Annotated in this window: 16 protein-coding genes and 1 tRNA gene; 6 read left to right on the top strand and 11 right to left on the bottom strand. The window is 47.8% G+C overall.

Annotated features, from left to right (window positions below; all coding sequences use genetic code 11):
* Positions 1-68: 68 nt before the first annotated feature.
* The 3 genes from AC27IB_RS06560 (at position 69) to AC27IB_RS06550 (ending at position 7,897) form a co-directional block, all read left to right on the top strand.
* Positions 69-2,450, top strand: coding sequence for a TonB-dependent receptor (locus AC27IB_RS06560; protein ID WP_487119724.1), 2,382 nt, complete (start codon positions 69-71; stop codon positions 2,448-2,450).
* A gap of 466 nt (positions 2,451-2,916) precedes the next feature.
* Positions 2,917-5,850, top strand: a complete 2,934-nt coding sequence (locus tag AC27IB_RS06555; protein WP_487119722.1) for a TonB-dependent receptor domain-containing protein — start codon at positions 2,917-2,919, stop codon at positions 5,848-5,850.
* A gap of 61 nt (positions 5,851-5,911) precedes the next feature.
* A complete protein-coding gene (locus AC27IB_RS06550) occupies positions 5,912-7,897 on the top strand; it encodes a S9 family peptidase (protein ID WP_487119720.1) in 1,986 nt (661 codons plus the stop codon).
* A 102-nt stretch (positions 7,898-7,999) separates the two neighbouring features.
* On the opposite strand, the gene AC27IB_RS06545 is transcribed toward AC27IB_RS06550, so the two are convergent.
* From AC27IB_RS06545 to pepA, 3 genes are read right to left on the bottom strand one after another with little or no spacing between them, the layout of a single operon-like run.
* A complete protein-coding gene (locus AC27IB_RS06545; RefSeq protein WP_487119745.1) occupies positions 8,000-10,786 on the bottom strand; it encodes a valine--tRNA ligase in 2,787 nt (928 codons plus the stop codon).
* 23 nt (positions 10,787-10,809) lie between these two features.
* Positions 10,810-11,259, bottom strand: a complete 450-nt coding sequence (locus AC27IB_RS06540; protein ID WP_296044744.1) for a DNA polymerase III subunit chi — start codon at positions 11,257-11,259, stop codon at positions 10,810-10,812.
* Between the two features lie 6 nt (positions 11,260-11,265).
* Positions 11,266-12,771, bottom strand: coding sequence for a leucyl aminopeptidase (gene pepA, locus AC27IB_RS06535; protein ID WP_279319847.1), 1,506 nt, complete (start codon positions 12,769-12,771; stop codon positions 11,266-11,268).
* Between the two features lie 250 nt (positions 12,772-13,021).
* On the opposite strand from pepA, the gene lptF reads away from it, so the two are divergent.
* Both lptF and lptG read left to right on the top strand, forming a co-directional pair.
* Positions 13,022-14,122, top strand: a complete 1,101-nt coding sequence (lptF, locus tag AC27IB_RS06530; RefSeq protein ID WP_487119717.1) for an LPS export ABC transporter permease LptF — start codon at positions 13,022-13,024, stop codon at positions 14,120-14,122.
* Positions 14,119-15,180, top strand: coding sequence for an LPS export ABC transporter permease LptG (lptG, locus tag AC27IB_RS06525; RefSeq protein ID WP_487119715.1), 1,062 nt, complete (start codon positions 14,119-14,121; stop codon positions 15,178-15,180). The genes lptF and lptG overlap by 4 nt, the downstream gene beginning before the upstream one ends.
* Before the next feature lie 66 nt (positions 15,181-15,246).
* Here the strand turns inward: lptG and AC27IB_RS06520 are convergent, their stop codons facing one another.
* Together AC27IB_RS06520 and cspE are read right to left on the bottom strand one after the other, a co-directional pair.
* Positions 15,247-15,792 (bottom strand): RDD family protein, encoded by a 546-nt coding sequence (locus AC27IB_RS06520; protein WP_487119713.1) that lies wholly within the window; start codon positions 15,790-15,792, stop codon positions 15,247-15,249.
* A gap of 166 nt (positions 15,793-15,958) precedes the next feature.
* The gene (gene cspE / locus AC27IB_RS06515) at positions 15,959-16,168 is read right to left on the bottom strand and encodes a transcription antiterminator/RNA stability regulator CspE (RefSeq protein WP_279319844.1); all 210 of its coding nucleotides are present in this window, start codon (positions 16,166-16,168) and stop codon (positions 15,959-15,961) included.
* Between the two features lie 470 nt (positions 16,169-16,638).
* Here cspE and AC27IB_RS06510 point away from each other — a divergent pair.
* Positions 16,639-16,725: transfer RNA gene (locus AC27IB_RS06510), tRNA-Leu, on the top strand.
* Between the two features lie 117 nt (positions 16,726-16,842).
* Here the strand turns inward: AC27IB_RS06510 and AC27IB_RS06505 are convergent.
* The 6 genes from AC27IB_RS06505 to AC27IB_RS06480 all read right to left on the bottom strand — a co-directional run bounded on the left by AC27IB_RS06505 (position 16,843) and on the right by AC27IB_RS06480 (position 23,712).
* Positions 16,843-17,268, bottom strand: coding sequence for a hypothetical protein (locus tag AC27IB_RS06505; protein WP_296045119.1), 426 nt, complete (start codon positions 17,266-17,268; stop codon positions 16,843-16,845).
* A 455-nt stretch (positions 17,269-17,723) separates the two neighbouring features.
* Positions 17,724-18,377 (bottom strand): hypothetical protein, encoded by a 654-nt coding sequence (locus AC27IB_RS06500; protein ID WP_487119710.1) that lies wholly within the window; start codon positions 18,375-18,377, stop codon positions 17,724-17,726.
* 19 nt (positions 18,378-18,396) lie between these two features.
* Positions 18,397-18,888: an RNA polymerase sigma factor gene (locus tag AC27IB_RS06495; RefSeq protein WP_487119708.1), complete on the bottom strand. Its 492-nt coding sequence runs from the start codon at positions 18,886-18,888 to the stop codon at positions 18,397-18,399.
* A 631-nt stretch (positions 18,889-19,519) separates the two neighbouring features.
* Positions 19,520-20,464: a PfkB family carbohydrate kinase gene (locus AC27IB_RS06490; protein WP_487119706.1), complete on the bottom strand. Its 945-nt coding sequence runs from the start codon at positions 20,462-20,464 to the stop codon at positions 19,520-19,522.
* The gene (locus tag AC27IB_RS06485; RefSeq protein WP_487119704.1) at positions 20,464-21,981 is read right to left on the bottom strand and encodes a mannitol dehydrogenase family protein; all 1,518 of its coding nucleotides are present in this window, start codon (positions 21,979-21,981) and stop codon (positions 20,464-20,466) included. The genes AC27IB_RS06490 and AC27IB_RS06485 overlap by 1 nt, the downstream gene beginning before the upstream one ends.
* Positions 21,982-21,999: 18 nt before the next feature.
* Positions 22,000-23,712, bottom strand: coding sequence for a purine-cytosine permease family protein (locus AC27IB_RS06480; protein WP_487119743.1), 1,713 nt, complete (start codon positions 23,710-23,712; stop codon positions 22,000-22,002).
* Between the last annotated feature and the right edge of the window lie 392 nt (positions 23,713-24,104).

Genomic DNA, 24,104 nt, shown 5'->3' with positions numbered 1-24,104 from the left:
GAATACAAACCCTGGTAATACCCACCAGCAGCGTAATGTATCGATGAAAACGGACTGGAAGTAACTCAATGAAAAAAACCACTTATCTCTACCTTGCAGCCTGTATCGCAGGCAGTTTTCAGGTACAGGCCGAGGACAGTCAGACTGATGTCGAAAAAGTCACCGTGTATGGACAGTCACCACTGAGTTTTGTTTCCGGCTTAACCGAATACTCCCCGGCCAGCCAGACGATTGATGCGGATGCACTCGATGTAGACAATGGCAACTCGCTGGCGCGCATATTGGATAATCAGCTGGTCAGCGTGTCGATTAACGATGTGCAAAACAACCCGTTCCAGGCTGATTTACAATACCGCGGCTTTACGGCTTCACCACTGCTGGGCTTACCTCAGGGCCTGGCGGTGTATTTTAATGGTACCCGTTTTAACGAGCCTTTCGGTGATACGGTAAACTGGGATCTGATCCCACCTTCGGCGCTGGAATCTGTCACCCTGGTCTCCGGTGCTAACCCGGTATTTGGTCAGAATACGCTGGGCGGCGCGCTGATATTAAACAGTAAAGACGGCTTTAGCTTCCCGCACAACAAAGTCACCGTGATGGGCGGCGACTTTGGTCAGCAGGGTATTAACCTGGAATCCGGCGGCAACAACGGTGAATGGGGTTACTACATTAATGTAAACAAGTACGAAGAAGACGGCTGGCGCGCCTATTCACCCAGTGATATTCAACAAGGCCTGGCTAACATTACCCATAAAGGTAAAGTCTCAGCTACCCGAATTACTCTGGCGGCCAACGATAACGACCTGATTGGTAACGGCGCTATTCCGGTTGATCTGATCCCTTATGAAGGCCGTGATGCCATTTATACCCGCCCGGACCAAACCTTTACCAGTCTGCGCTTTATTAACCTCAATCACGAATGGCAACTCAACAACGATTTAGTGGTGCGTGTTAACGCCTACTTCCGCGAAAACGAAATCGAAACTTACAATGGTGACGACAGTGACTACGAGGAATGTGACGTAGGCTATGGTGAAACATTGTGTGAAGAAGATGAAGAAGCCGAATTAGCCGAGGGCGATGAAGACGAAGAGGAAGGCGAAGAAGAAGAAGAGTTTGAAGAGGATGATGCCATACAGTTTGTTGGCTTCGACCCTCTGGTGCCACTGGAAGCCATTTCAGGCGCTGACCCGGATACCCTCGACGGTACCGCCAATACCAGTTTAACCGAACAAGAAAGCTACGGTTTTAGTGCTGAGCTTGCCGGCGTAACTCAATCTGGCTCGTTAACCCACAACTGGGTAGTGGGTCTGGGTATTGATACCGCTGATATCTCGTTTCGCAGTGACACCGAATTTGCCGTGCTCGACAACGATACGCCAGCCGACAGCCGTGGCGTAACCGGTATTGGCGTATTCGATGAAGGTTCACGAGTGCGCCTGGATACCGATGTAAAACACACCTACCTGTTTATCAGTGACGTGATTGAATTTAATCCGCACTGGCAACTGGCCCTCGCCGGCCGTTACAACAAGTCTACTATTGATATGGTCGATGGCGTGGAAGTGGGCGAAGGCTCGCTGAACGGCAACCATGAGTTCAGCCGTTTTAACCCTTCAGCCACGGTGCATTATCGCAACGATGGTTATCATGCCTATGCGTCGTACAGTCAGTCTTCACGCACGCCCAGCCCGGCAGAGTTAAGCTGCGCCGACGAAGACGACCCGTGTAAATTACCTAATGGCTTTGTCGCCGATCCGCCGCTTGATCAAGTACGCACCGACACCCTCGAGGTGGGCGTAAACTACTCGCTGGAGAACGGCCTGCTACACGCAGCGCTATTCCGCAGTGAAAGCAAAGACGACATTATCTTCCAGCAAGCGGGCGACCGCGCCTCAGTGGGCTATTTTGTGAACGTGGATAAAACCCGTCGTCAGGGCGCCGAAGTCAGCCTGCTTCAGCAATATGAAGATCTGGAAATCTCAGCCAATGTGAGCTATTTACAGGCTACGTTTGAAACCCCCTATGTGTCTTTCAGCCCACAAAACCCGATGGGGCCAGGACGTCAGGTAATGCCGGGGGATAATATTCCGGGCCAGCCGGAATGGCAGGCCGGTTTTGAGGTAACCTACCCTGCGATTGAAAACCTGTTTATCAGCGCCGATGTAGATTACGCTTCTGGCCAGTATTTCCGTGGCGATGAAGCCAACGAAAACCGCGAACTGGACGGCTACACCCTGGTTAACCTGAGCGCCACTTATGCCCACAGTAGCGGCATTACCGTGGGTCTGCGTTTAGAAAACGTGTTTGATACCGAGTTTGAAACCTTTGGTACCTACGGCGAGGCCGACGAGGTGTTAGAAGATATTTATGACGATATAGAGTCTACTGAGTTTGTCGGACCGGGCCAGCCCAGAACCCTGCGCCTATTTGCCTCTTACCAATTTTAATCTGCTCCAGTGTGTGCAGCTCATCACTGCACATTCTTAGAGGCGTGTTAGTAACACGCCTTTATTTTATTCTGCCCCCCACTGATCTGAACAACTTTTTCTGTTCATAAAATGGTCAAAATAAATTATTCCGCCGTAATAATGACGTTATGACAAAAAAAGCAACGTCGCTGTAATTTTAAGTTGCCAGGGTGATAACTGTAAACTGTTGATTTAAAAAACAATTAAAGACTGACAGGGAGGGATAAAAAAAGTTCCATTTATTTGACACCAGAATGTTTTTTATTTAACTTTCAGTATGTCAATTTCTCTAATTTGGTTGACAGGCAAAGCCATCGCAGTAACAACGTAAAATAACGATTGTTGGTGGGGTTGTTTAAATATAAATAATTATAGTTGCATACAGATGTGTTATCGATGATTACACGTTTGATAGCACATTGATGCGGCAGAAACAGGGATTCACATGAATAACGATAATAAACTCCATAAGTTATCTATTGGAGTCATCACAGCTATGGGGTTGTTAGCAACTCCACAGGTCTTCGCTCAGGAAGAAGCTGAAGATGGCGCTGAACCAGTAGAAAAAATCTCCATTGTTGGTTCACGTATTCGTACCGATGCGTTTGCTAACGATACACCTATCGACATTATCAGTGTTGAAGACGCCGAGCAGGAAGGTCTGAAAACACTGGGCGAATTATTAAGAACCAGTACTGCAGCAGCAGGCTCAAGCCAGATCACCGCCGCTTTGACTGTTGGTTTCGTAACCGACGGTGGTACCGGTGCTGAGACAGTTGGTCTGCGTGGTCTTGGTGCAAACCGTACCCTGATCCTGTTAAACGGCCGTCGTGCCGGCCCTGCAGGTACTCGTGGTGCAGTATCAGCCTTCGACCTGAACAGTATTCCTCTGTCTGCTATCGAGCGTGTTGAAATCCTCAAAGACGGTGCTTCTGCACTGTACGGTTCAGACGCGGTTGCTGGTGTAATCAACATCATCACCAAGAAAGGCGACGACAAGACAATTACTGTTGATATCAGCCAGCCATTTGAGTCAGGCGGTGAAGACAAGCGTATCAACATCTCTTACGGTGAAGAGTTTGCAGAAGGTTCATTCCGTGTAACTGCTGACTACCGTAATACTGCGATGCTGAGCCGTGGCGACCGTGACTACTTCAACTGTACCGAGCGTTTACAGTTCCTGGAAGACGGTTCACGTTCTGATCCTATCGATCCACGTACTGGCAAGCCTCACTGTAGCGAAACGGGTTACGGCCTGTGGTTATACGGCGGCGTTTCAAGCGCGTACGGCGGTAGCTTACAAGCTGCTTACGATTACGATGGCTTCTTCGCAGCAAACGGCTTCGAAAGCATTAACGAAGCAGATGTTGGTTTTACCACGCCTGATGGCTGGTACCCGGTATCTTATAACAACGATTACGCCAGTGAAGGCTGGTGGGATCTGAACCACCCATACCTGGCGAAGCAAACGGTAGTGCCAGAAACTACTACTACTTCATTGTATGCAACGGGTGATTACAACCTGTCTGATTCTATCACCATGTACGGTGAGTTAATCTTCAGCCGTCGTAGTACTGAAACCAATGACTATCGTCAGTTCTGGACTGCAGACGTAGGTGTTCTGCCTACTTCAGTGCTGGACGGCTTTAGCGGAGACGGCTTTGTATTCCCGGTAGCTCTGACTGATCACTTCAGCTCAGAAATCGATGTAGACTACACCCGTGGTGTAATCGGCTTTACTGGTGATGTAGGTTTCTGGACCTGGGATCTGTCTTACCAGCACAGTATCAGTGATGGTGACTACAACCAGGATATTATTTACCGCGACTCAATGCTGATGGCCCAGTACAACGCTGCAGATGGCGTTAGCTGTAGCGGCGAAGTAACTGAGTTCAGTAACAAAACCTGTGTAAACATCCCTTGGACTGATCCACAGTTCCTGTACGGTAACCGTTCACCAGAGCAACTGGACTTTCTGTTTGGCCGTGACAAAGGTAACACTGAATACACCCAGCAAACCCTTGAAGGTTTCATCACTGGTGATCTGTTTACCATGCCTGCCGGTGAAGTTGGCGCAGCATTTGGTTTCCAGGTACAGCGTGACGAAATCGACGACCGTCCTGGTTACCACACTCTTAACGGTAACTCATGGGGTCTGACTGGCGCTGGTATTACTGCAGGTAGCCAAACCACTAAAGCGGTATACGCCGAAGTTAAAATGCCTCTGCTTGAAGGTGTAGCGGGCGCAGAAAGACTGGATCTGACTGCATCTGGCCGTTGGACTGACTACGATACTTTCGGTACCGACACCACATTTAAACTGGGCCTGAACTGGGAAATCGTAGAAGGCTTAAGCGTACGTGCAAGCCGTGGTTCTTCTTTCCGTGCACCAGCCCTGTTCGAACTGTTCCTGGCTGAGCAAACTGGCTTCGGTGGTCAGTTGGCGATTGACCCATGTTTGGATTACGGTGCGGCATACGCAGCGGGTAACATCTCTGACACTGTTTATCAGAACTGTCAGGCAGATGGCATCCCTGAAGACTACGCTCAGCCTGGTGGTTCTGTCACCCTGGTAACCAGTGGTGGTGCAGGCCGTCTTGAAGCAGAGACGTCTGTAGCTGAAAGCGTTGGTGTAGTTTGGACCAGCCCTGAAGATACTTACGCGGTGTCTGTTGACTACTTCTCTATCGAAATCTCTAACGAGATCGATAACTTAGGTGGTGCGAGCATCGTTAGCCGTTGTTATAACTCTATCGACTTCGCTAACGAGCCACTGTGTAACCTGTTCACTCGTCGTGACGGTTCAAACGCAGGCGACTACGGTATCGACCAGGTTAACGGTGGTTACGTAAACATCGCTTACCAGGAAGTTCGTGGTGTGGATTATAACTTCACTTACCAGGATGACTTCGATTGGGGTTCACTGCGTTTCCGCGTAGAGCACACCATGCAAATCGAACAGTACAGCCTGCAGTTTGCTGATTCTCCATACAACAACTTTGTTGGCGAGAACGGTTCACCTAAGCACGTTGGTGTTGCTCGTTTAACTTACTCAAACGATGACTTCAGCCTGACCTGGACAGCGAACTACTTCGACTCTACTAACGACTACGAGTACTACGCCAGTGAAACCAATACCACTACGGTTAACGGTAACACTGTAACCTTCATCGACGAGACGCCTTGGACTATGTATCACACATTGTCAGGTTCATTCTCTTATGAAGGTCTGGACGCAATCGTAGGTGTTGCTAACCTGTTCGATAAAGAGCCACCTAGAATTTCTAGCAGCGGCTTCGACCTGGGTAACTCAGCACTTTACTCACAGTACGACTTCATCGGTCGTCGGGTATTTGCTAACCTGCGTTATAACTTCTAAGTTGTAATAGTTAAATAAAGCCCTCGCTTGTCGGGGGCTTTTTTTTCTAGAGGAAAAAATTATGAAAGTTCGTTTGATGTTAGTTGTCATCACTACACTCCTTGGAAGTCTGACATTCACATCAGCAGCGCAAGCTAAAATCAATACGCCACTATTAGAAGCGTATGCTAAACACTCACAGTACCTGGACATAAAAATTTCACCCGACGGCACTTACCTGGCTTCGACCTCTCGCGGCGAAGACGGCGTGGTGTTTTTAACCGTGTTGAATATTAAGGATCAGGAAGTCGTTTCCATTACACGCGGAAAAGGCAAAGAAACCGTTAGCAGCTTTAATTGGCTTAATGATGAACGTTTGATTCTGGGCATGGCAAGGGAAGTTGGCTCCTTTGAACAACCGCTGCCCACCGGTGAATTATTTGCCATGGATGCAGACGGTGAAAACAGCGTTATCTTAAGCGGCTGGCGCGCTGAGAGCGGCGACCGCCGATTCTCACAAATTATTGATATTCTGCCGGATGAGCCGGATGCCGTGTTAGTTTACAGCACCGATTTAACCGCCAAAGAGCCCTTCCTCGATATTTACAGAATGAAGGTCAGCAATGGCCGTAAAGCCTCCGAAGGTCGCGCACCGCTGCGAGCTTACGCCGGCTCAAATGTGAACGTTTATACCGATACCAAAGGCAATGTGCTGGCGATGATTGGCGCCGATCCTAATGAAGACAATAAGCAAACCATGATGGTGCGAAAAGACACCGACTCTGAATGGGAATTGGCATTTGAAAGTGAACCCTATACACCATCTTTCACGCCACTGGTGTTTTTGTCCGACGATAAAACCATTGTAGGTCTCAGTACATTGGAAACTGATACCTGGTCTTTGGCGACCTATAATATCGACACCAAAAAGCACGAAGTACTGGCGTCACATCCTAAAGTAGATTTATCGCCAATCCTGCACAGTGAAAACGGTAAGATTAAAGAAATATTCGGCGCCAGCTACGAGTATAAAGGCATTGAAACCATGTTCTTTGGCGGCGTGAAAAGTGAAGCCGAACAACGTGTACTGGCCAGTCTGGCGAATACTTTTAAGGGCCAAGACGTTTCAGCAACGTCTGCAACCCGCGACAATTCCAAAATGATTATTCGGGTAGGCAATGCCAATAATCCCAATGTATATTACATGTTTGATGCCGAGGCCCGCAAACTGGTGAAACTGGCCGAGAGTAAGCCCTGGCTGGACGACGTGGAAATTCCGGAGTCCAAACTGATCACTTATACCGCCCGTGATGGTCTGGAAATTTCTGCCGTACTCACTCTGCCTAAAGGCGAAGCCAAGGATTTACCTTTTGTGCTGCTGCCTCATGGCGGTCCTCACGGCCCTTACGACTCCATTGCTAACATCGACTCCAGTGTACGCGATGCCAAAGTGCTGGCGGCACATGGCTACGCGGTATTGCAGCCGAACTTCCGTGGTTCGGGTGGCTATGGTTTATCTTTCGAGAAAGCGGGTTTCCGTAACTGGGGGACCACCATGATTGATGACATGACCGACGGCACTATGTATTTGGTGGACAAAGGCATTGTGGATAAAGACAGAATGTGTGTTTACGGCGCCTCTTACGGCGGCTACGCGGCATTACAGAACGTTATTCGCGAGCCGGACCTGTACCAGTGCACTATTGGTTTTGTTGGCGTTTACGATCTGGACATGATGTTTGAAAAAGGTGATATCCCGCAAAACGATGCCGGTATCAATTACCTTAATCAGGTATTACCAAAAGGCGAAAACCGCGACTTCCAGTCCCCCATTAAAAACACCGACAAGATCAAAGTGCCGGTATTTATTGTGCAGGGTGAAGAAGACGTGCGGGTGCCCAAGGAGCATGCCTTTGCTTTACGTGAGAAGCTCGAAGCCAGAAACCATCCTTACCAGTGGATGATGAAATCCGGCGAAGGCCACGGCTTCTACAAGCCGGAAAACAACGTTGAGCTCTGGCAGGAAATGATTAAGTTCCTGGATAAGCATACCAACACTACTCGCTAATCCCGCTGCTATGTAGCGCAACTACGATTAGTTAACGTAACCCAAAAAAAAACGCACCAGGCTTTCACCTGGTGCGTTTTTTATTATCTTAAGTACAAATACTTACAGCGCAGCAATCGTCTCTTGCTGAGCTTTCAGCTTAGCTAATTGTGACTCAGAATCGGCCAGCTTGGCTTTTTCTTTCTCAATCACGGCTTCCGGCGCATTGCTAACAAACTTATCGTTAGACAGCTTACCTTTAAAGCGGGCTACGTCTTGCTCCAGTTTACCCATGGCTTTAGCAATACGGGCAAGCTCGGCTTCTTTATCAATCAGGCCGGCCATAGGGATAAGAATTTCCATCTCCCCCACTACCGCTGCCGCACTGGCTGGTGCTTCTTCACCTTCTTTAAGCACCGTAATGGACTCAAGACGCGCCAGGCGGTCGATAAAGGTGCGGGAAATACCTAAGCGGCGCTCGTCTTCACTGCTTACATTACGCAGCAGCGCAGGAAGTGGCTTGCTCGGCGCAATATCCATTTCACCACGAATGTTACGAATACCTACGATAAAGCGCTTAACCCATTCGATGTCGGCCAATACCTGCTCATCCTGCTTAGCAGCATCTACCGCCGGGAAAGGCTGAACCATGATGCTGTCGCCGGCGTTGAAATCCAGCGCACTAAGCGGTGCAACACGTTCCCAAATGGTTTCGGTAATGAACGGCATTAACGGGTGCAGCAAACGTAACAGGCTTTCCAGCACGTTGATTAACGTATGACGGGTGCCGCGCTTTTCGGCATCGCTTGACTCATCGTTATTCAGTACCGGCTTGGTAAGCTCCAGATACCAGTCGCAGAACTGGTTCCAGGTAAACTCATAAACCGTTTGTGCGGCAATATCAAAGCGATAATCAGAAAGCGCTTTTTCAAATTCCACCAGAGTTTGCTGGAACTGCGCCCAAATCCACTTATCGGCCAGGCTCAGCACTAACTCGCCACCGTCACGACCGGTATCTTCGGTTTCGGTGTTCATCAGCACAAAGCGCGAGGCATTCCAGATTTTATTACAGAAGTTCCGGTAGCCCTCTACCCGGCCCATATCAAAGTTGATATCGCGGCTGGTTGATGCCATGGCTGCAAACGTAAAGCGCAGCGCATCAGTACCGTAGGCATGAATACCTTCCGGGAACTGCTTGCGGGTGCGTTTTTCAATTTTAGCGGCCAGTTGTGGCTGCATCATGCCAGTGGTGCGCTTAGCCACCAGTGATTCCAGATCGATACCGTCGATCAGGTCGATAGGATCCAGTACGTTACCTTTCGACTTCGACATTTTGTCGCCGCTTTCGTCGCGGATAAGGCCGGTAATGTAGATATCCTTAAACGGGATTTTGCCGGTAAAACGCTTGGTCATCATGATCATACGCGCTACCCAGAAGAAGATAATATCGAAACCGGTAACCAGTACCGAAGACGGCACAAAGGTTTCCAATTCCGGGGTTTCTTCCGGCCAGCCCATGGTGGCAAACGGCCATAGTGCCGAAGAGAACCAGGTATCCAGTACGTCTTCGTCCTGGTTCAACTGCACGCCCGCTTCCAGGTGATACTTGTTACGCACCTCTTCTTCAGTGCGACCTACGTAAACGTTGCCTTCATTGTCGTACCAGGCTGGAATACGGTGGCCCCACCACAGCTGACGGGAAATACACCAGTCCTGAATGTTATTCATCCACTGGTAGTAGGTTTTATTCCAGTTCTCGGGCACAAAACGGATCTCTCCGCTTTCTACCGCATCAATAGCCGGCTTGGCCAGCTCTTCGATTGCCACGTACCACTGATCGGTGAGGTAAGGTTCGATAACCGCGCCGGTGCGATCACCACGAGGTACTTTAAGTTTGTGGTCGTCAATTTTAACCAGAACGCCGTCGGCTTCGAGCTGCGCAACAATTGCCTTACGCGCATCAAAGCGATCCAGCCCCTGATAGGCTTCTGGCGCTTCGTCATTAACCTTGGCATCCGGCGTAAAGATATTGATCATCGGCAGGCTATGGCGCTTACCCATGTCGTAGTCGTTGAAATCATGCGCCGGGGTAATTTTAACGCAGCCGGTACCGAATTCCGGATCCACGTAGTCATCCGCAATGATCGGAATCAAACGGCCGGTAATGGGTAATTTAATGTCTTTACCAATGAGATTCTGGTAACGCTCATCTTCCGGGTGTACCGCTACTGCCGTATCGCCCAGCATGGTTTCAGGGCGAGTAGTCGCCACCACAATGCTACCGCTGCCGTCAGCCAGCGGATAGCGCATATGCCACATGTGGCCGGCTTCTTCTTCGTTAAGTACTTCAAGGTCGGACACCGCCGTGTGCAGTACCGGATCCCAGTTTACCAATCGCTTACCACGATAGATCAAACCGTCGTCATGTAATCTGACGAACACCTCGGTTACCGCTTTAGACAGGTTGTCATCCATGGTAAATACTTCACGGTCCCAGTCTGGCGAGGTACCTAAACGGCGCATCTGACTGGTGATGGTGCCACCTGAGTGCTCTTTCCACTCCCAGATTTTGTCGATAAACGCTTCGCGACCCAGATCGTGACGGGTTTTGCCCTGTGCATTTAACTGACGCTCAACCACCATTTGGGTTGCAATACCAGCGTGGTCGGTACCCACCTGCCACAGCGTGTTATCGCCTTTCATGCGGTGGTATCGGGTCAGCACGTCCATAATGGTTTGCTGGAAACCATGCCCCATGTGCAGGCTACCGGTAACATTCGGTGGCGGCAGTAAAATACAGTAAGGGTTCCCCGTTGGCGCTTCATCGCCCTTGGCTTTGAATAAGCCTTCGTTTTCCCAGCGCTGATAACACTGTTTTTCGATCGATTGGGGTTCGTAGGTTTTGTCCATGGAGTGTCTCAAAAAGTCTCTTTTTAGGCCGGCAGAAATTGCATTTGGCAACCGGCTTGTTGAAATTGTTTATAACGTTCGCGGGCTTGCTGTTTGGCCGTTTCTTCAACCGGCACAAAGTCGATGATCTGCTGAAACTGGTTGAAGTTACTCACCATTTTCCCGCTAACGTTAATCAGACATTGTTTGCGTGGCAGCGACTGAGGCTGCCAGACGATTTCTACTGGTGCGCCGCCATTGGGGCCCTCACCAGCAAGGTTATGCGGCACAAAACGCGCCGCCGGCAATTGCCATAAAAGCTGATCGACAGCTTCGGCCTGTGCCTGGTCTGCGCACAGTACCACACTCTTTTTCTTCTGCGAATAGAGTTCGGCGGTGAGTTCGCAGGCTTTGGCGCACACCGCAGGCACACTTTCGTGCCCTGCGGGAGAAACTGACGCCTCAGCCAGTGCGTAAAATCGAACGGCAGGCATTAACCCTTAATCCTCTGCGCCTAAACCAGCACGGTTCATTAAGAACTGCGCCAGCATAGGTACCGGACGACCCGTTGCGCCTTTGTTTTTACCACTATTCCAAGCAGTACCAGCGATATCCAGGTGGGCCCAGTTATACTTCTTGGTAAAGCGCGACAGGAAGCACCCTGCGGTAATTGAACCTGCCGGGCGACCGCCAATGTTAGCCATATCGGCAAACGGGCTTTCCAGTTGCTCCTGGTAGTCATCCCACAACGGTAAACGCCATGCGCGATCAGAGGCTTGTTCAGAGGCGTTAAGCAGTTCATGAGCCAGTGGATTATGCGTACTCATCAGGCCGGTAGCATGTTTACCCAGCGCAATGATACAGGCACCGGTTAGGGTGGCTACATCGACCACGGTTTCCGGATCGAAACGCTCAACATAAGTCAGTGCATCACACAGTACCAAACGGCCTTCAGCATCGGTGTTTAACACTTCAACCGTCTGGCCAGACATGGTGGTAAGAATATCACCCGGGCGATAAGCGTTGGCATCCGGCATGTTCTCACAACCGGCCAGTACGCCTATCACGTTAATTGGCAGGTTTAACGCCGCCACCGTGTGCATAACACCCAGTACGGAGGCTGCGCCGCCCATGTCGTACTTCATTTCGTCCATGCCATCGCCTGGCTTTAATGAGATACCGCCTGAGTCAAAGGTAAGGCCTTTACCCACCAGCACCAATGGTGCCTGATCATCAGCGCCGCCTTTGTGATGAATAATACTCATCAGCGATTCATTCTCAGAGCCACGACCCACCGCCAGGTAAGAATTCATACCCAGGTCTTTCATGTTGGCTTCGTTAACCACTTCCACGCTAACGCTGCCATATTCTTCAGCCATTTGCTGCGCCTGCTCCCACAGGTACGCCGGGTTACAAATGTTTGGCGGCATGTTGGCCACGTCTTTAGTAACCTTAACGCCCTTGGCAATGGCCAGGCCATGCTCAACGGCTTTTTCACCCACGGTGAGTTCGCGACGGGTGGGCACATTGAAAACGATTTTACGCAGCGGACGGCGCGGCTCGCCTTTTTTGGTTTTCAGTTGCAGGAAGGTATACAGGGTATCCTGTGAAGTTTCGACCGCCTGGCGTACTTTCCAGTAGGTATCGCGACCCTTAACGTGCAACTCAGTTAAGAAGCAGACGGCTTCCATCGAACCGGTTTCGTTAAGGGTTTGAATGGTTTTAGCAATGATCTGTTTATACTGACGCTCGTCCAGCTCACGCTCTTTGCCACAACCAACCAGCAGTACCCGCTCGCTCAGTACGTTTGGCACATGGTGGAGCAGCAACATCTGACCGGCTTTCCCCTCGAGGTCGCCGCGGCGCAGTAAGTTGCTGATGTATCCTTCACTAATTGCATCCAGTTGTTCGGCAACGCCGGACAAACGTCGCGGCTCATAGACGCCCACCACAATACATGCACTGCGTTGTTTCTCTGGACTGCCGCTCTTTACGTTAAACTCCACTGTATCACCTCATTTTGTTCTGTCTGGTTGGCCCGAAACAATTTTACATGCCGTTTTGCCTTGCTTTATGGTTTAATACGCACGAATTCAATCCTGCGTAGGGCGTGTCAACGTGATAAATCACGGTTCAGGCAAACACGCCTTCCGGAGCCAACGGTTAGTTATTACTGGCAAAACTTGTAAAAATGGTAAGTTTACTCAAAATTATAGCCGCTTTCACTAAAATTCCGACTTTTTGCATAGGCCAGATATGCTGATATTCCGCTATCTGCTTAAGGAAACGCTTAAATCGCAAATCGCCATATTTTTAATTTTGATGGCAATTTTTATTACGCTGCGTTTTGTTCGTGTTTTGGGGGATGCGTCTGAGGGCGATATCCCGGCCAGTCTGGTGCTCGGCTTCTTGTCTTTGTACGCCCCGGTACTCGCTTCGCTGGTGATCCCTATCAGCGCTTTTTTAGGCATTATGATGGCTTACGGCAGGCTGTATGTAGACAGCGAAATGACCGTGATGCGCGCCTGCGGGATCAGCGAATGGTACGTCACCCGCGTAATGTTATTTTTATCATTCATCATAATGATCGTTACCGGCGTGGTGACTCTGTATCTGGCACCACTGGCCGCAGAGAGTGAATATAACCTGCGAGAGCAAGCCAAAGCAGAAGCCGGTTTTAGTGCCATTATTCCCGGCCGTTTTCAACAAACGGGCAACCAGGAAGCCGTAATTTTCGTGCATGATATTGGTAGTGATAACTCACTTCAGAAAGTCTTTCTGGCCCAGCAAAAAAATGAAGGTGACGAGCAGGTTCGGGTGGTTTATGCCGAACAAGGCACGGTAAACAAAGAGCCGGACGGCACCCGCCAGCTGATTCTGAATAACGGAAATCAGTACGAAGGCGAGCAACGCCGCCTCGATTTTCGGGTAGTCGCTTTCGACGAATATCAGATTCAGATAGACGATCCGGAGCAGCAACAAAAGCGCAAAAAAGTCTCGGTTATTCCCACCATGGAATTGCTGGAAGATGGCTCTACGGAAGCCCTGGCGGAACTGCAATGGCGGCTGGCTATTCCGCTATCGATTCCTTTTCTGGTGATGATTGCGGTGCCGCTCAGTGCGGTGGATCCGCGCCAGGGGCGGTTTGGTAAAATGTTCCCGGCTATCTTACTGTACCTTGGTTATTTTATGTTGCTACTAGCCAGCCGACGCGTGCTGGAAGACGGCAAAATTCCTATCCAGCTCGGCTTGTGGTGGGTACACGGCATTATGCTGATCATTGGTTTTACCCTGCTCGCCCGGGATCGCAAATTCGGCACCGAAATTAAAGCCATGCTCAAGCGGAGGAAATCATGATCCGCATCCTCGACTGGTATATTGCCAGAACACTGCTGGGCACGGTCACGGTAACCCTTTCTGTACTGATTGGTCTTAGCGCCCTGATTAAGTTTGTGGAGCAGCTGCGTAAAGTGGGCGAAGGCAATTACGATATGCTGGCTGCGCTGGTGTACGTGCTGCTTAGCTTGCCTCGCGACCTTGAACAGTTCTTCCCCATGGCAGTGCTGCTGGGCGGACTGATAGGCATGGGGGTATTGGCCAGCAATAGCGAACTGGTGGTCATGCAGGCGGCCGGGCTGAGCCGTTGGAATTTAATTAACTCGGCCATGAAATCAGCCGTAGTGATGATTATTGTGGTGATGGCGGTGGGTGAATGGATAACGCCCGTGAGTGAATCCCGTGCCAAAGAACTGCGTACCGAAGCCATTACCGGGGGCTCGCTGTTTTCCTCAGATAAATATGTATGGGCCAAAGACGGCGATCATTTTGTAAGTATTGGCCAGGTAATGAGCCGCGATTCATTGCAGGAAGTTACCATCTACCGGTTCAATGATGGCTTACAGCTGGACAGCATCACCAATGCCAGTGGCGGCTTCTACGAACAAAACGGCTGGACTTTGACTCAGGTAACACACACTTACTTTGGTGCAGACGCCATTACCGCCGATGTACAGCCCACCTGGCGCTGGGATTCGTCTTTGACGCCAGACAAACTGGGTATCGTAACAGTGAAGCCCGAGGCATTATCGATTCAGGGTTTGCAGGAATATATCACCTACCGGGCCAATAATAAGCAGGATACCAGCCGCTATGAGCTGGCTTTCTGGCGTAAAGTACTGCAGCCAGTTACCGTAAGTGTAATGCTATTAATGGCGCTGTCTTTCATATTTGGCCCGTTGCGAAGTGTGACTATGGGGGCGCGAATTATTATGGGTGTACTAACCGGTTTCGGCTTCTTCATTACCAATGAAGTATTTGGCCCACTGAGCCTGGTTTACAACATTCCGCCGGTATTAGGGGCCTTGCTACCGAGCATTCTCTTTGCGGCCGTTGCTACGGCGCTACTCTCCAGATAAACAAAGGGGTCAGAGTACATTAATGACGTTGATTAATGTACTCTGACCCCTTTATCTGCTTATTAGTTACCAGCTCTTATGATTATTCTGTTCTTTGGTCAGTTTAAGTACTTCGGTTTGCGCGACCCGGTCTTGCAGAGACTGTTTGTTTTTTACGTCAAACAGGACTAAAAGGGTTCCGAGACCACCCAGTGAAGCAAGTAAACGCAATACTAAACGCCCCCACCCCACCGGCTCTTCGGTGATACTGTAAATACGTAAACGCCAGGCGCGCATCCCCAGGGTTTGACCGCCCCGCTTCCAGAACCACAAAAAGAACCCTGCAACCCAGAGCCCTACCCACACCTGAATAACGGTTTTATACAAAACAGACTTACCAAGCAACTCATTTGGCTCACTGTAACCTTGTAAATCCAGCCAGCCATTTTTGAGCGAAACAACCAGTATTACGATCAACACCATGGCCGCGCACATTCCCACAGCAGTTGCCACCAGCGCATCATAAATCATGGCAGCCAAGCGCCGCACAAATCCAGCCCGGGCAGATTGCTCTGGCGGTTGAGGTGGTTGATTAGATTGTTTTTTTATCGTGCTTTTAACTTTTTTAACCATGGCTAACTGTGTGTCTGACACCGATGGGCGCAAGTGTGCCACAGATCAGGACAAAAGTAGACGGTTAAGCGCAGAAGGAGTAGAGAACAGAAACAGCAGGAATAAATATTTTGCGGCAGAAACAAAACAGGCACCCGAAGGTGCCTGTTTTATAAGAACAACTGTCTTACAGTACTACTACGTCAGCAGCCTGTGGACCTTTGTTACCTTGTTCGATAGTGAACTGTACGCTCTGACCTTCAGCTAAAGTGCGGAAGCCTTCAGATTTGATAGCGCGGAAATGTACGAATACGTCTTTGCCGCCGTCAGCTTGAGAAATAAAACCGAAACCTTTAGCTTCGTCGAACCATTTTACTGTGCCTGTAGAAGTAGACATAGATAACTCCAAAAAATATTTAATTTAATGTGGTTAAAAAACCGGTCTTGCAATGAAGGGCTATCTGTTTTGCGGCAGGCTTGATTCAGTAATCGTATCTAATGTGAATCGCGCAAGGGACTTACAATGGATCAACGGAACGAGCAATTTTCAAATATAATAGAACCTTTCAAAGGCAAATGGATCCTAGCACCCTTATTCAGTTGTGTCAGGTTATTTTTTAAACTTTTTAAAAATATTTTTACACAGCCCCTTTTAAATCATTCCGTGACTAACTCATCACGTACAAATAAAAACCAGTGATAGACAACTGGCCACTAAGGATTTCTCCGCCCCCATTAGGACTGAACTCAAAACAGCATATTATTTAGCCGCTTATTAAAGAATGACTAAAAAAACGCTTGTCAGTCTCTATGACATCGTTATAATTCGCAGCCTGACTGAATTACAGTCATTGCACATCTATCAGTGCCAGAGTGATGAAATTGGTAGACATGACGGATTCAAAATCCGTTGCTAGAAATAGCGTGCCGGTTCAAGTCCGGCCTCTGGTACCATCTTTAGATGTGAAAATAAACCGACGCAAGTCGGTTTTTTTGTGTCTGATTTTCAACTTAAACGGTAATAATCATCTAAAAACCAACTTTATAGTCTGGCAAAGACGATATCAGTTATCAGGCAAGCACCATCTTTGATATTTCGATGGTAAAACCAATTAAGGCCAAAACGAGCCCTACCCCGCCAATTACATTTCCCCTACCCAGTTCAATGCCAAGTCTTACAAACACTTTGCTCATAAAAATTACGCTGCCAAGAAACACGGTGAATATTGTGAAAGCCACATTTGCGACAATGCTCATTGCAGGGTCAAGTATTGATACAATAGCAACGGAAACCACCCAGATGGTGATATAAGCGCCAATCGCCACCCAATTCCAGTATTGTTTAGTCGCTGTTGTGCCGACCAAACGAAACTGAATACTCTCCAGGAAGGTTTTAAGGCGTTCCGACAGTGGCGGCAAATAGAGCTCGATAGTAATTAACAGTAAGCCAATGACCTGTATGGTAAAACCAACCCAGTTTATTACGCTGTCAGTCAAAATTTACCCACCTCCCTGTATGCCATGCAATTCAACACCGTTTATAAAATTAAGCCCCAATAATGGGCGAAATAAACCAGGCTAAACTCTGAGACCAGCGAGAGCGTAGCCAAGCTTTACGTGTTCAATTAACTTCACTTAATACTAAGTGAATTTTAACTAAAAACGGTATAAATAATTATTCTTTACGTTTCGACGCTGCGATAGCAATTATCGCAACGATAATGACGACTACCACACCACCAATTACTGCACTGCTCATAACGACCTCCTTTGTTACAACATTTTAAAACTCAGGTTAGTATGACTATAGATAGTCCAGAGTTACCTTATCATTGGTCTTAACCACTATAGCCTTACTACCACTTACATATCGCGGTCCAAACCAGAAATAGCTCTTATCGCCATTGCCGCCGGATGTGCCTCGATAAGAACAATTTAATGGCCCCTACCACTCAGCCTTTTTCCATATTTTCGAATTGGTCTAACAGATGCGTTAACCTGCGGCCGGATATTTCCTGATAAAGCCAACCAATTAACTTATTGTCCCTGTTTTCTGGCTTGAGCTTATTGATAAGCAGCGCCACCAGAAGCCCAAATATCAGGGCAATCACTGAAAATCTAATTGTTGTTTCTGCCGACATTAATGAAAATAAATCAACGTCAAAAAACAGATCGTAGCCCAGAAATACATAGGCCATGTAAAAAGGTGCAGATAGTAATAGCAGTTTAAAAACATTCAAACTATGCGTTCTGACGGCAATAAGATCATTCAGCGTTTCTTTCATCGGTTTAGAAAAATCTATCCTACTCAACAGCGCGACTTGGCCAATGCTTCCGGCTAATCCCAATATCGCAAATATATTGAGTACACAGGCAGAAACCACCGGTGCAGTTAAACTCCAGGACGAGGCCATGTAGCTCCCAAAAGAAAGGACAATGCAGAAAAATACAATGCCCTCAATCGCTCTTGTCAAAATGAGCTTATTCAACTCACTTTTATTACCGTCTGACTGTATCTTCTGAAGCAATGTTTTATTCAGACTCATACACTCGTCCAGCTTTTCACTATGTGCCTGCCACATAGACTGCATTTGATCTAAATTCATATCTGAGTACCTCTTCTGTTTAAGACGCTTTCGCCTTTAACTTCTGTTTAATTCGACTGATTTTGGTGGAAACATTAGCAATCGTAATATCTAAATTGGTCGCAATTTCAGACTGGCTTTCACCTTCTAAATACATCAACAATACCGCTTTATCTATATCGTTGAGTCCGTTTATGAATGCGTATAACTCACTCAAACTCTGTTCATTTTCTCTTTCAGCTTCCATGTCATAACTCAGTAACTTGTCTTCCATTTCTGTATGCTTATAAGCAATTGTTTTGTCTTTCCTGTAAAACGATATTGCAACGTTAAGTGCCACTCGGTACATCCAGGTCGTTATTTTAAAATTGTCATTGTAGGTATCCAATGAACGCCAGATTTGGGCGAGAATTTCCTGAACTAAATCCTCCCGGTCAAACTCATTACTGCAGTAGGCGCGTGCAACTTTAAACACTATTCCCTTGTGTCTTTCTATGATGTCTAAGTACATTCGATGCCGATCAACGCTCATTTCACTTTTCTCAATGGTTTAAACCTATTCATTGCCTGCTTTATCCGCCCTGTTAACTGAGAGTGAACTCATTTCTGCGTAGCGTTGATTGATTATCATACAAACTTATGGGCTTTAGCTTATCGTCACAAACCCAAAACCTTTACCTGCAAATTGTTATATATCTAATGATTCGCAGCCGTGAAATAAATCTCACAACTTTTTTTAAAATTTTATTAGGATCGTAAATCCTCAAACTTTATAGCCTTTCGCTTCGGTCAGGGAGAGTTGCTATTCCAAGCTATATTTGCTCCGGGACTGTTGCAAAAACTGTATGATATACCTGGTGATTTGGAGGGCTATTTCCCCACTGTTGCTCAACAAGCACAAAGCGTATCCAAGAAAAATTAGTAGCACCACATATATCAGGTACAGCAGAAACAATATCGAATATTGCTTTAGCGAAAATAGTTAGTACATCGATTTACAGGTCATGTAGCTCAAGCTTGTTGATTGGGCAAAATGTTGCTTTCCAGGTTACCGGAATACTCTGATGAGAAGACGTGGTAGTTTGCGTTAGCCGAAAATCAGTTGGCGATGAAGATCGCCAACTGGATATGAGATGATAAAGCGGCAGCTATTAAGCCATTACTTAAAGTCTGGCGAGTGCCTCTGCGACTTGCTCGAAGGTAGGCGGATGACACCCCACTTTTTCAACATTCAGGCTGGCTGCCATTGCCCCAAATTTTAACGCCGCAGCCAACATGTCTGGCATGGCCTGGGGGCATAATGCTTCTTGCTTCAACAGGTATGCAACTAATGCCGAGAAATAGGTATCTCCCGCGCCCACTGTATCGCCTATACTCGGCGGTAGAATGACATTCTGTTTAAGGTGATGCGAATCCGTTATGATTTGCGAGCCACCTTCGCCTAATGTCAGCACGACCATGCCATTTTCCATGCGGTCCAGCATGGCGCGGGCATGAAATTCCGGCTCGCCGTATAGCCCTTTCAGATGTAAATCCTCATCGCTCACTTTAACAATGTCAGCGAATTCAACAAAACGCCATATCGCAGCAATGTACTGTTGGTGATTGTCTTCTACTCCCTTACGCACATTGACATCAATACTGATTTTTACGCCTTGTTCTTTTAATACTTTGATGACAGGTATGAGCACATCAAGCATGTCAGGAACCAAAGCCAGTGAACCGGTATGGAACAGCGTTAAATCATTGGGTAATGCATTTAACAGTGTGTTTGGTGTAACATCCAAATCAGCCACGCCTTTGCGGTATAAACGGTAGCTTGGTTTACCCTGTTCATCTTTGTATACCAAAGCCAGCGAGGTATTTTTGTCTGAGCGATAATTGTAGGGAAGCGAGATACCATCGTCCTGTGCAGACTGATAGATTTTCTCCCCCAGATCATCGGTAGAGATAGGTGACAAATAGGTGCAGGCCAACCCCTGACGTACAAAGCTACGGGCCACATTGTAAGGCGAGCCGCCAATAAAGGGCAGAAAGCTGTTATTCGGTTGCTGGATCATATCAAACAGCGCCTCACCGAATACTGCGACATTAGGTATTGTGTTCATTAGATTGTAGCCTCCATAGAAGCAGGGGTAACTTCAATCTCCAGTACTGACGCCATCAGATGCTCCACTTTTATACCTGCAAACAGTTTAGTCAGGAATGATTGATAGTCTTCGCAAAAAGAGCGATTAGCCGCCAGAGCGCCAAAAATACTCTGTTGTGATAAGAATGCCAGAGGCGCCTCACGTGAAGATTTTGCTGCGTGTTGTAAGGTATCTGCCAAATCGTCAATGACATCCAGCGCTTCACCATGCTGAGTGGTATGGGAGTCGCTGTACCAGCACCAAGCGGCAAGCACCAGACTGGATAGTCTTGTGGAGCCTTTACTTATCAGGTTCTGCTGAATAGTAGGCACCAAAAAAGTGGCTACTTTTGCCGAACTCTGTGAGCAAATTCTGGCGAGACTGTCTTTGATATTTGGGTTGCCAAATCGCGTGATTAGCGTTTGCTTGTACTCATCAAGATCGATACCCGGCACGGCATCCAGTACTGGTGTTACTTCGTTATCCATAAATGCGCGAAGGTAGCGGGCAAATAAAGGATCCGACACGGCTTCCTCTATAGTGCTATATCCGCGTAATGAGCCCAGCACCCCCAATACAGTATGTCCTGCATTGAGCAATCGAATTTTCATGGTTTCGTAGGGCGTAACATCGTCAACGGTTTGCGCGCCAACCAGTTCCCACTCAGGCCGCTGTAGCGTAAAGTTGTCTTCAATAACCCACTGGTGGAAGGGTTCACAGGTAACTGGCCACTGGTCAATTACACCGAGTTCTTCTGCCAGTGAGATATCACCCTCAGTTGTTGCAGGTGTGATGCGGTCAACCATGGCGTTGGGAAAGCTTACCGACTCACTTACCCACCGGGCAAATTCTGAGTCATATGCATTGATATAAGCGACCAACATTTTACGGGTTACATCACCATTGTGCTGAACGTTGTCGCAGGACTGAATAGTAAAGGGGGCTTTTCCGGCTGTTCTGCGAAGCTGTAACGCTGCTGCCAGGTAGCCAAAAATCAGTCTGGGTTTAGTCGGGTTAGCAATATCATGAATTACGTCCGGATTGGTTAAATCAAACTCGCCGGTAGAGGGATCAAAGTTATAGCCACCCTCGGTAATAGTGAGTGACACAATCTTTGTTTCCTTTGCTGCCATTTGGGCTATAACGGCTTCAGGATCATCCGGTGCTAAAAGGAAGTCAGTCATGCAACCAATAACCTGCACATCGGACTGACCATTTGGGTGTTTAACCAGTAAAGAATAAAGATAGTCTTGTGCTGCAAGCCTTTGTTGGATTGCACGGTCAGCTTCACGCAAACCGATGCCACAAATGCCCCAGCGCAAATCATGAGTTTGATTCAGATAATTATCAGTATAATAAGCCTGGTGGGAGCGGTGAAACCCGCCCACACCAACGTGCACAATACCCGCTTGAAGTGCCTGGCGGTTGTAGCCAGGCACAGAAATACTTGGGGGTAGAAAACTTAATGTGGCTTGAGAAAGTGGTTGAGCTTGCATATAAGGTTTCTCCCGAGTTTAAGCTGAAGCAAATTGCTTTTTGCGATGCATAGCCCAGTAGGCACTGGTGAAATAAATAACCGTGCAAGCAAAAGCGAAGTTAAAGAACGCAGAGCGATTGGCGTGGTACTCACTGATATCAGCCGAAAAGAACATCGTATTGACAGCAAAAGCGACCGTTATGCCAAGGCTCACCCAGGCGATTGCTGTCAGCGCCTTGGTAAACCCGCGTAAATCTGCTGCTGCAGGTGCCTCATTTGCCGCTTGTTCAGCATGAAATGCTTCAACTTTTTCATCATAGGCAGCAAGTTTCGCTTCTGCCTCTGGGTAACTTTCTGCTGCTCCATGGCGTTTTGCCAATTGTGTGTAGACCACAATGGTGAAGATCCAGGTTGGCAGGAACAAATAATAGAACGACATCACATCAAGAGCATTCAGAGTAAAACCGAATACCAGGCCCAATCCCCAGGACATGACAGCCGGTGAACTGTGTTTAAGTTTTTTATGCGCAGCCCAGTAGCGGGTTAGTCCCAACTTCGGGAACAGGAAATGCTCAGAAAACACGATTGCGCCCACGGGAACAACTAATAAACCCGCATAGGTTAAAAGTGGCAGAAGTTTGGTAAATACAAACGGGAAACAAGCGATGATAACCGTAACAATACCAACCAGAAAGGTTGTTCTATTGCGGGACTGATCGCTAAAAATAGCCTGAGCCGCTAAACCTGCGCGGTATAAATTAGCATTTGCCGTAGTCCAGCCGGCTACAATTACAATCACCAGGCCTGACAAGCCTAACGCGTGGAAGGCAACATCACCGGGATCCAGTTCGGTAATAGATTTCTTTACCAGTACCGCGGTGCCTGCACCCATAATGCCGGCAGAAATCCACGCAATATAATGCCCAAATAACATGCCAGCAGAGGTGCAAATACCATAGCTTTTCTTTTTGGCATAGCGCAATAAAGCCATGTCAATCAAACCAAAGTGGGTAATGGTGTTGGCTGCCCAAGAAAAGCCTATAACTTCAATAAGACCGATGCCAGGCTGACCATTTGTGTCGAGTCCCGTCCACACCGATACACTGCCGATGTGCATAAAGTCACCCCAGCTTCCTACCACTGTTTGGCCAATAACCGCATTCGCTAATTCGGGCATGAGCACCAAAGGGCCGCTGATGAACATAACAAATAACCAGGGCGCACAGATACCCGAAAAGCGCGACACGGCATTAAAGCCATACATAGCAACCAGCACAACTATTATACCTACGGCAAGCACTACCAGCACAAACCAAGGGTTAGTCGGATACCAATTTAACTGAGCAGGAATGTTCAATGCGAATCGCACTGCTGTTGCTGAAACAGTAATCATGGCCGCAGAAATCACGGTAAAGATTATTACATTGGCCCAGTTGTATAGCCTGGTCATTGAGTCGCCCGCAATCTTTTGCAGATAGGTATACAGGCTCAAGCGCGTTTCTACAGCGATTGGGGTGGTAATAAATGTCCAGCTTAAAACGGCAAGAATATTACCTATAAGCAAACCGAGCAGGATGTCGGTCATGGTGGCACCGAGTGCGACAAATGTTGCCCCAAACACAAATTCAGTGGCAGCTACGTGTTCGCCTGCGTAAAGCCCTAAAAAGTGCTTCCATCCCTTCAACTTGTGGCGTGCTACGGGGAGTTGCTCTTCTTCTATATGCTTCAGTTCGACCTGATCATTACTCATAAGTCTCAATCCTAAATATTTGCTATTAGTAAAGTCACCAATTCTATATTTACAACCTGGAAACCCTACCACATGAGCAATAGCTAGCAATCTGGGCATATTCTCAACAGGCGGATATAATGTCAACACTAAGTTAACAACTTTAGTTCTATACACCGTGCAACTGAATAAAAATCTCCTCATGTATCAATGTGTTTGCTGGTTCAAACCGCCAATCAAAAAAAATGTCACTATTTTTCCAACCACTTTACGAGCAAGTGCCCTGAAAACGAACTTAAATTTAACAGCTTCAGTTTTACCCCGTGTGAGCAGCCAAAATGAATACTCGCCAAAATAATCACAACTCACTGTTTATTATAAACAATATTTACCGACTTAAATTTTTTTAACCT

It is taken from the genome of Alteromonas sp. 4NH20-0104, assembly GCF_057547795.1.
Note: the sequence above shows the minus strand (reverse complement) of the source record. Positions and strands in the feature narration are given on the sequence as shown.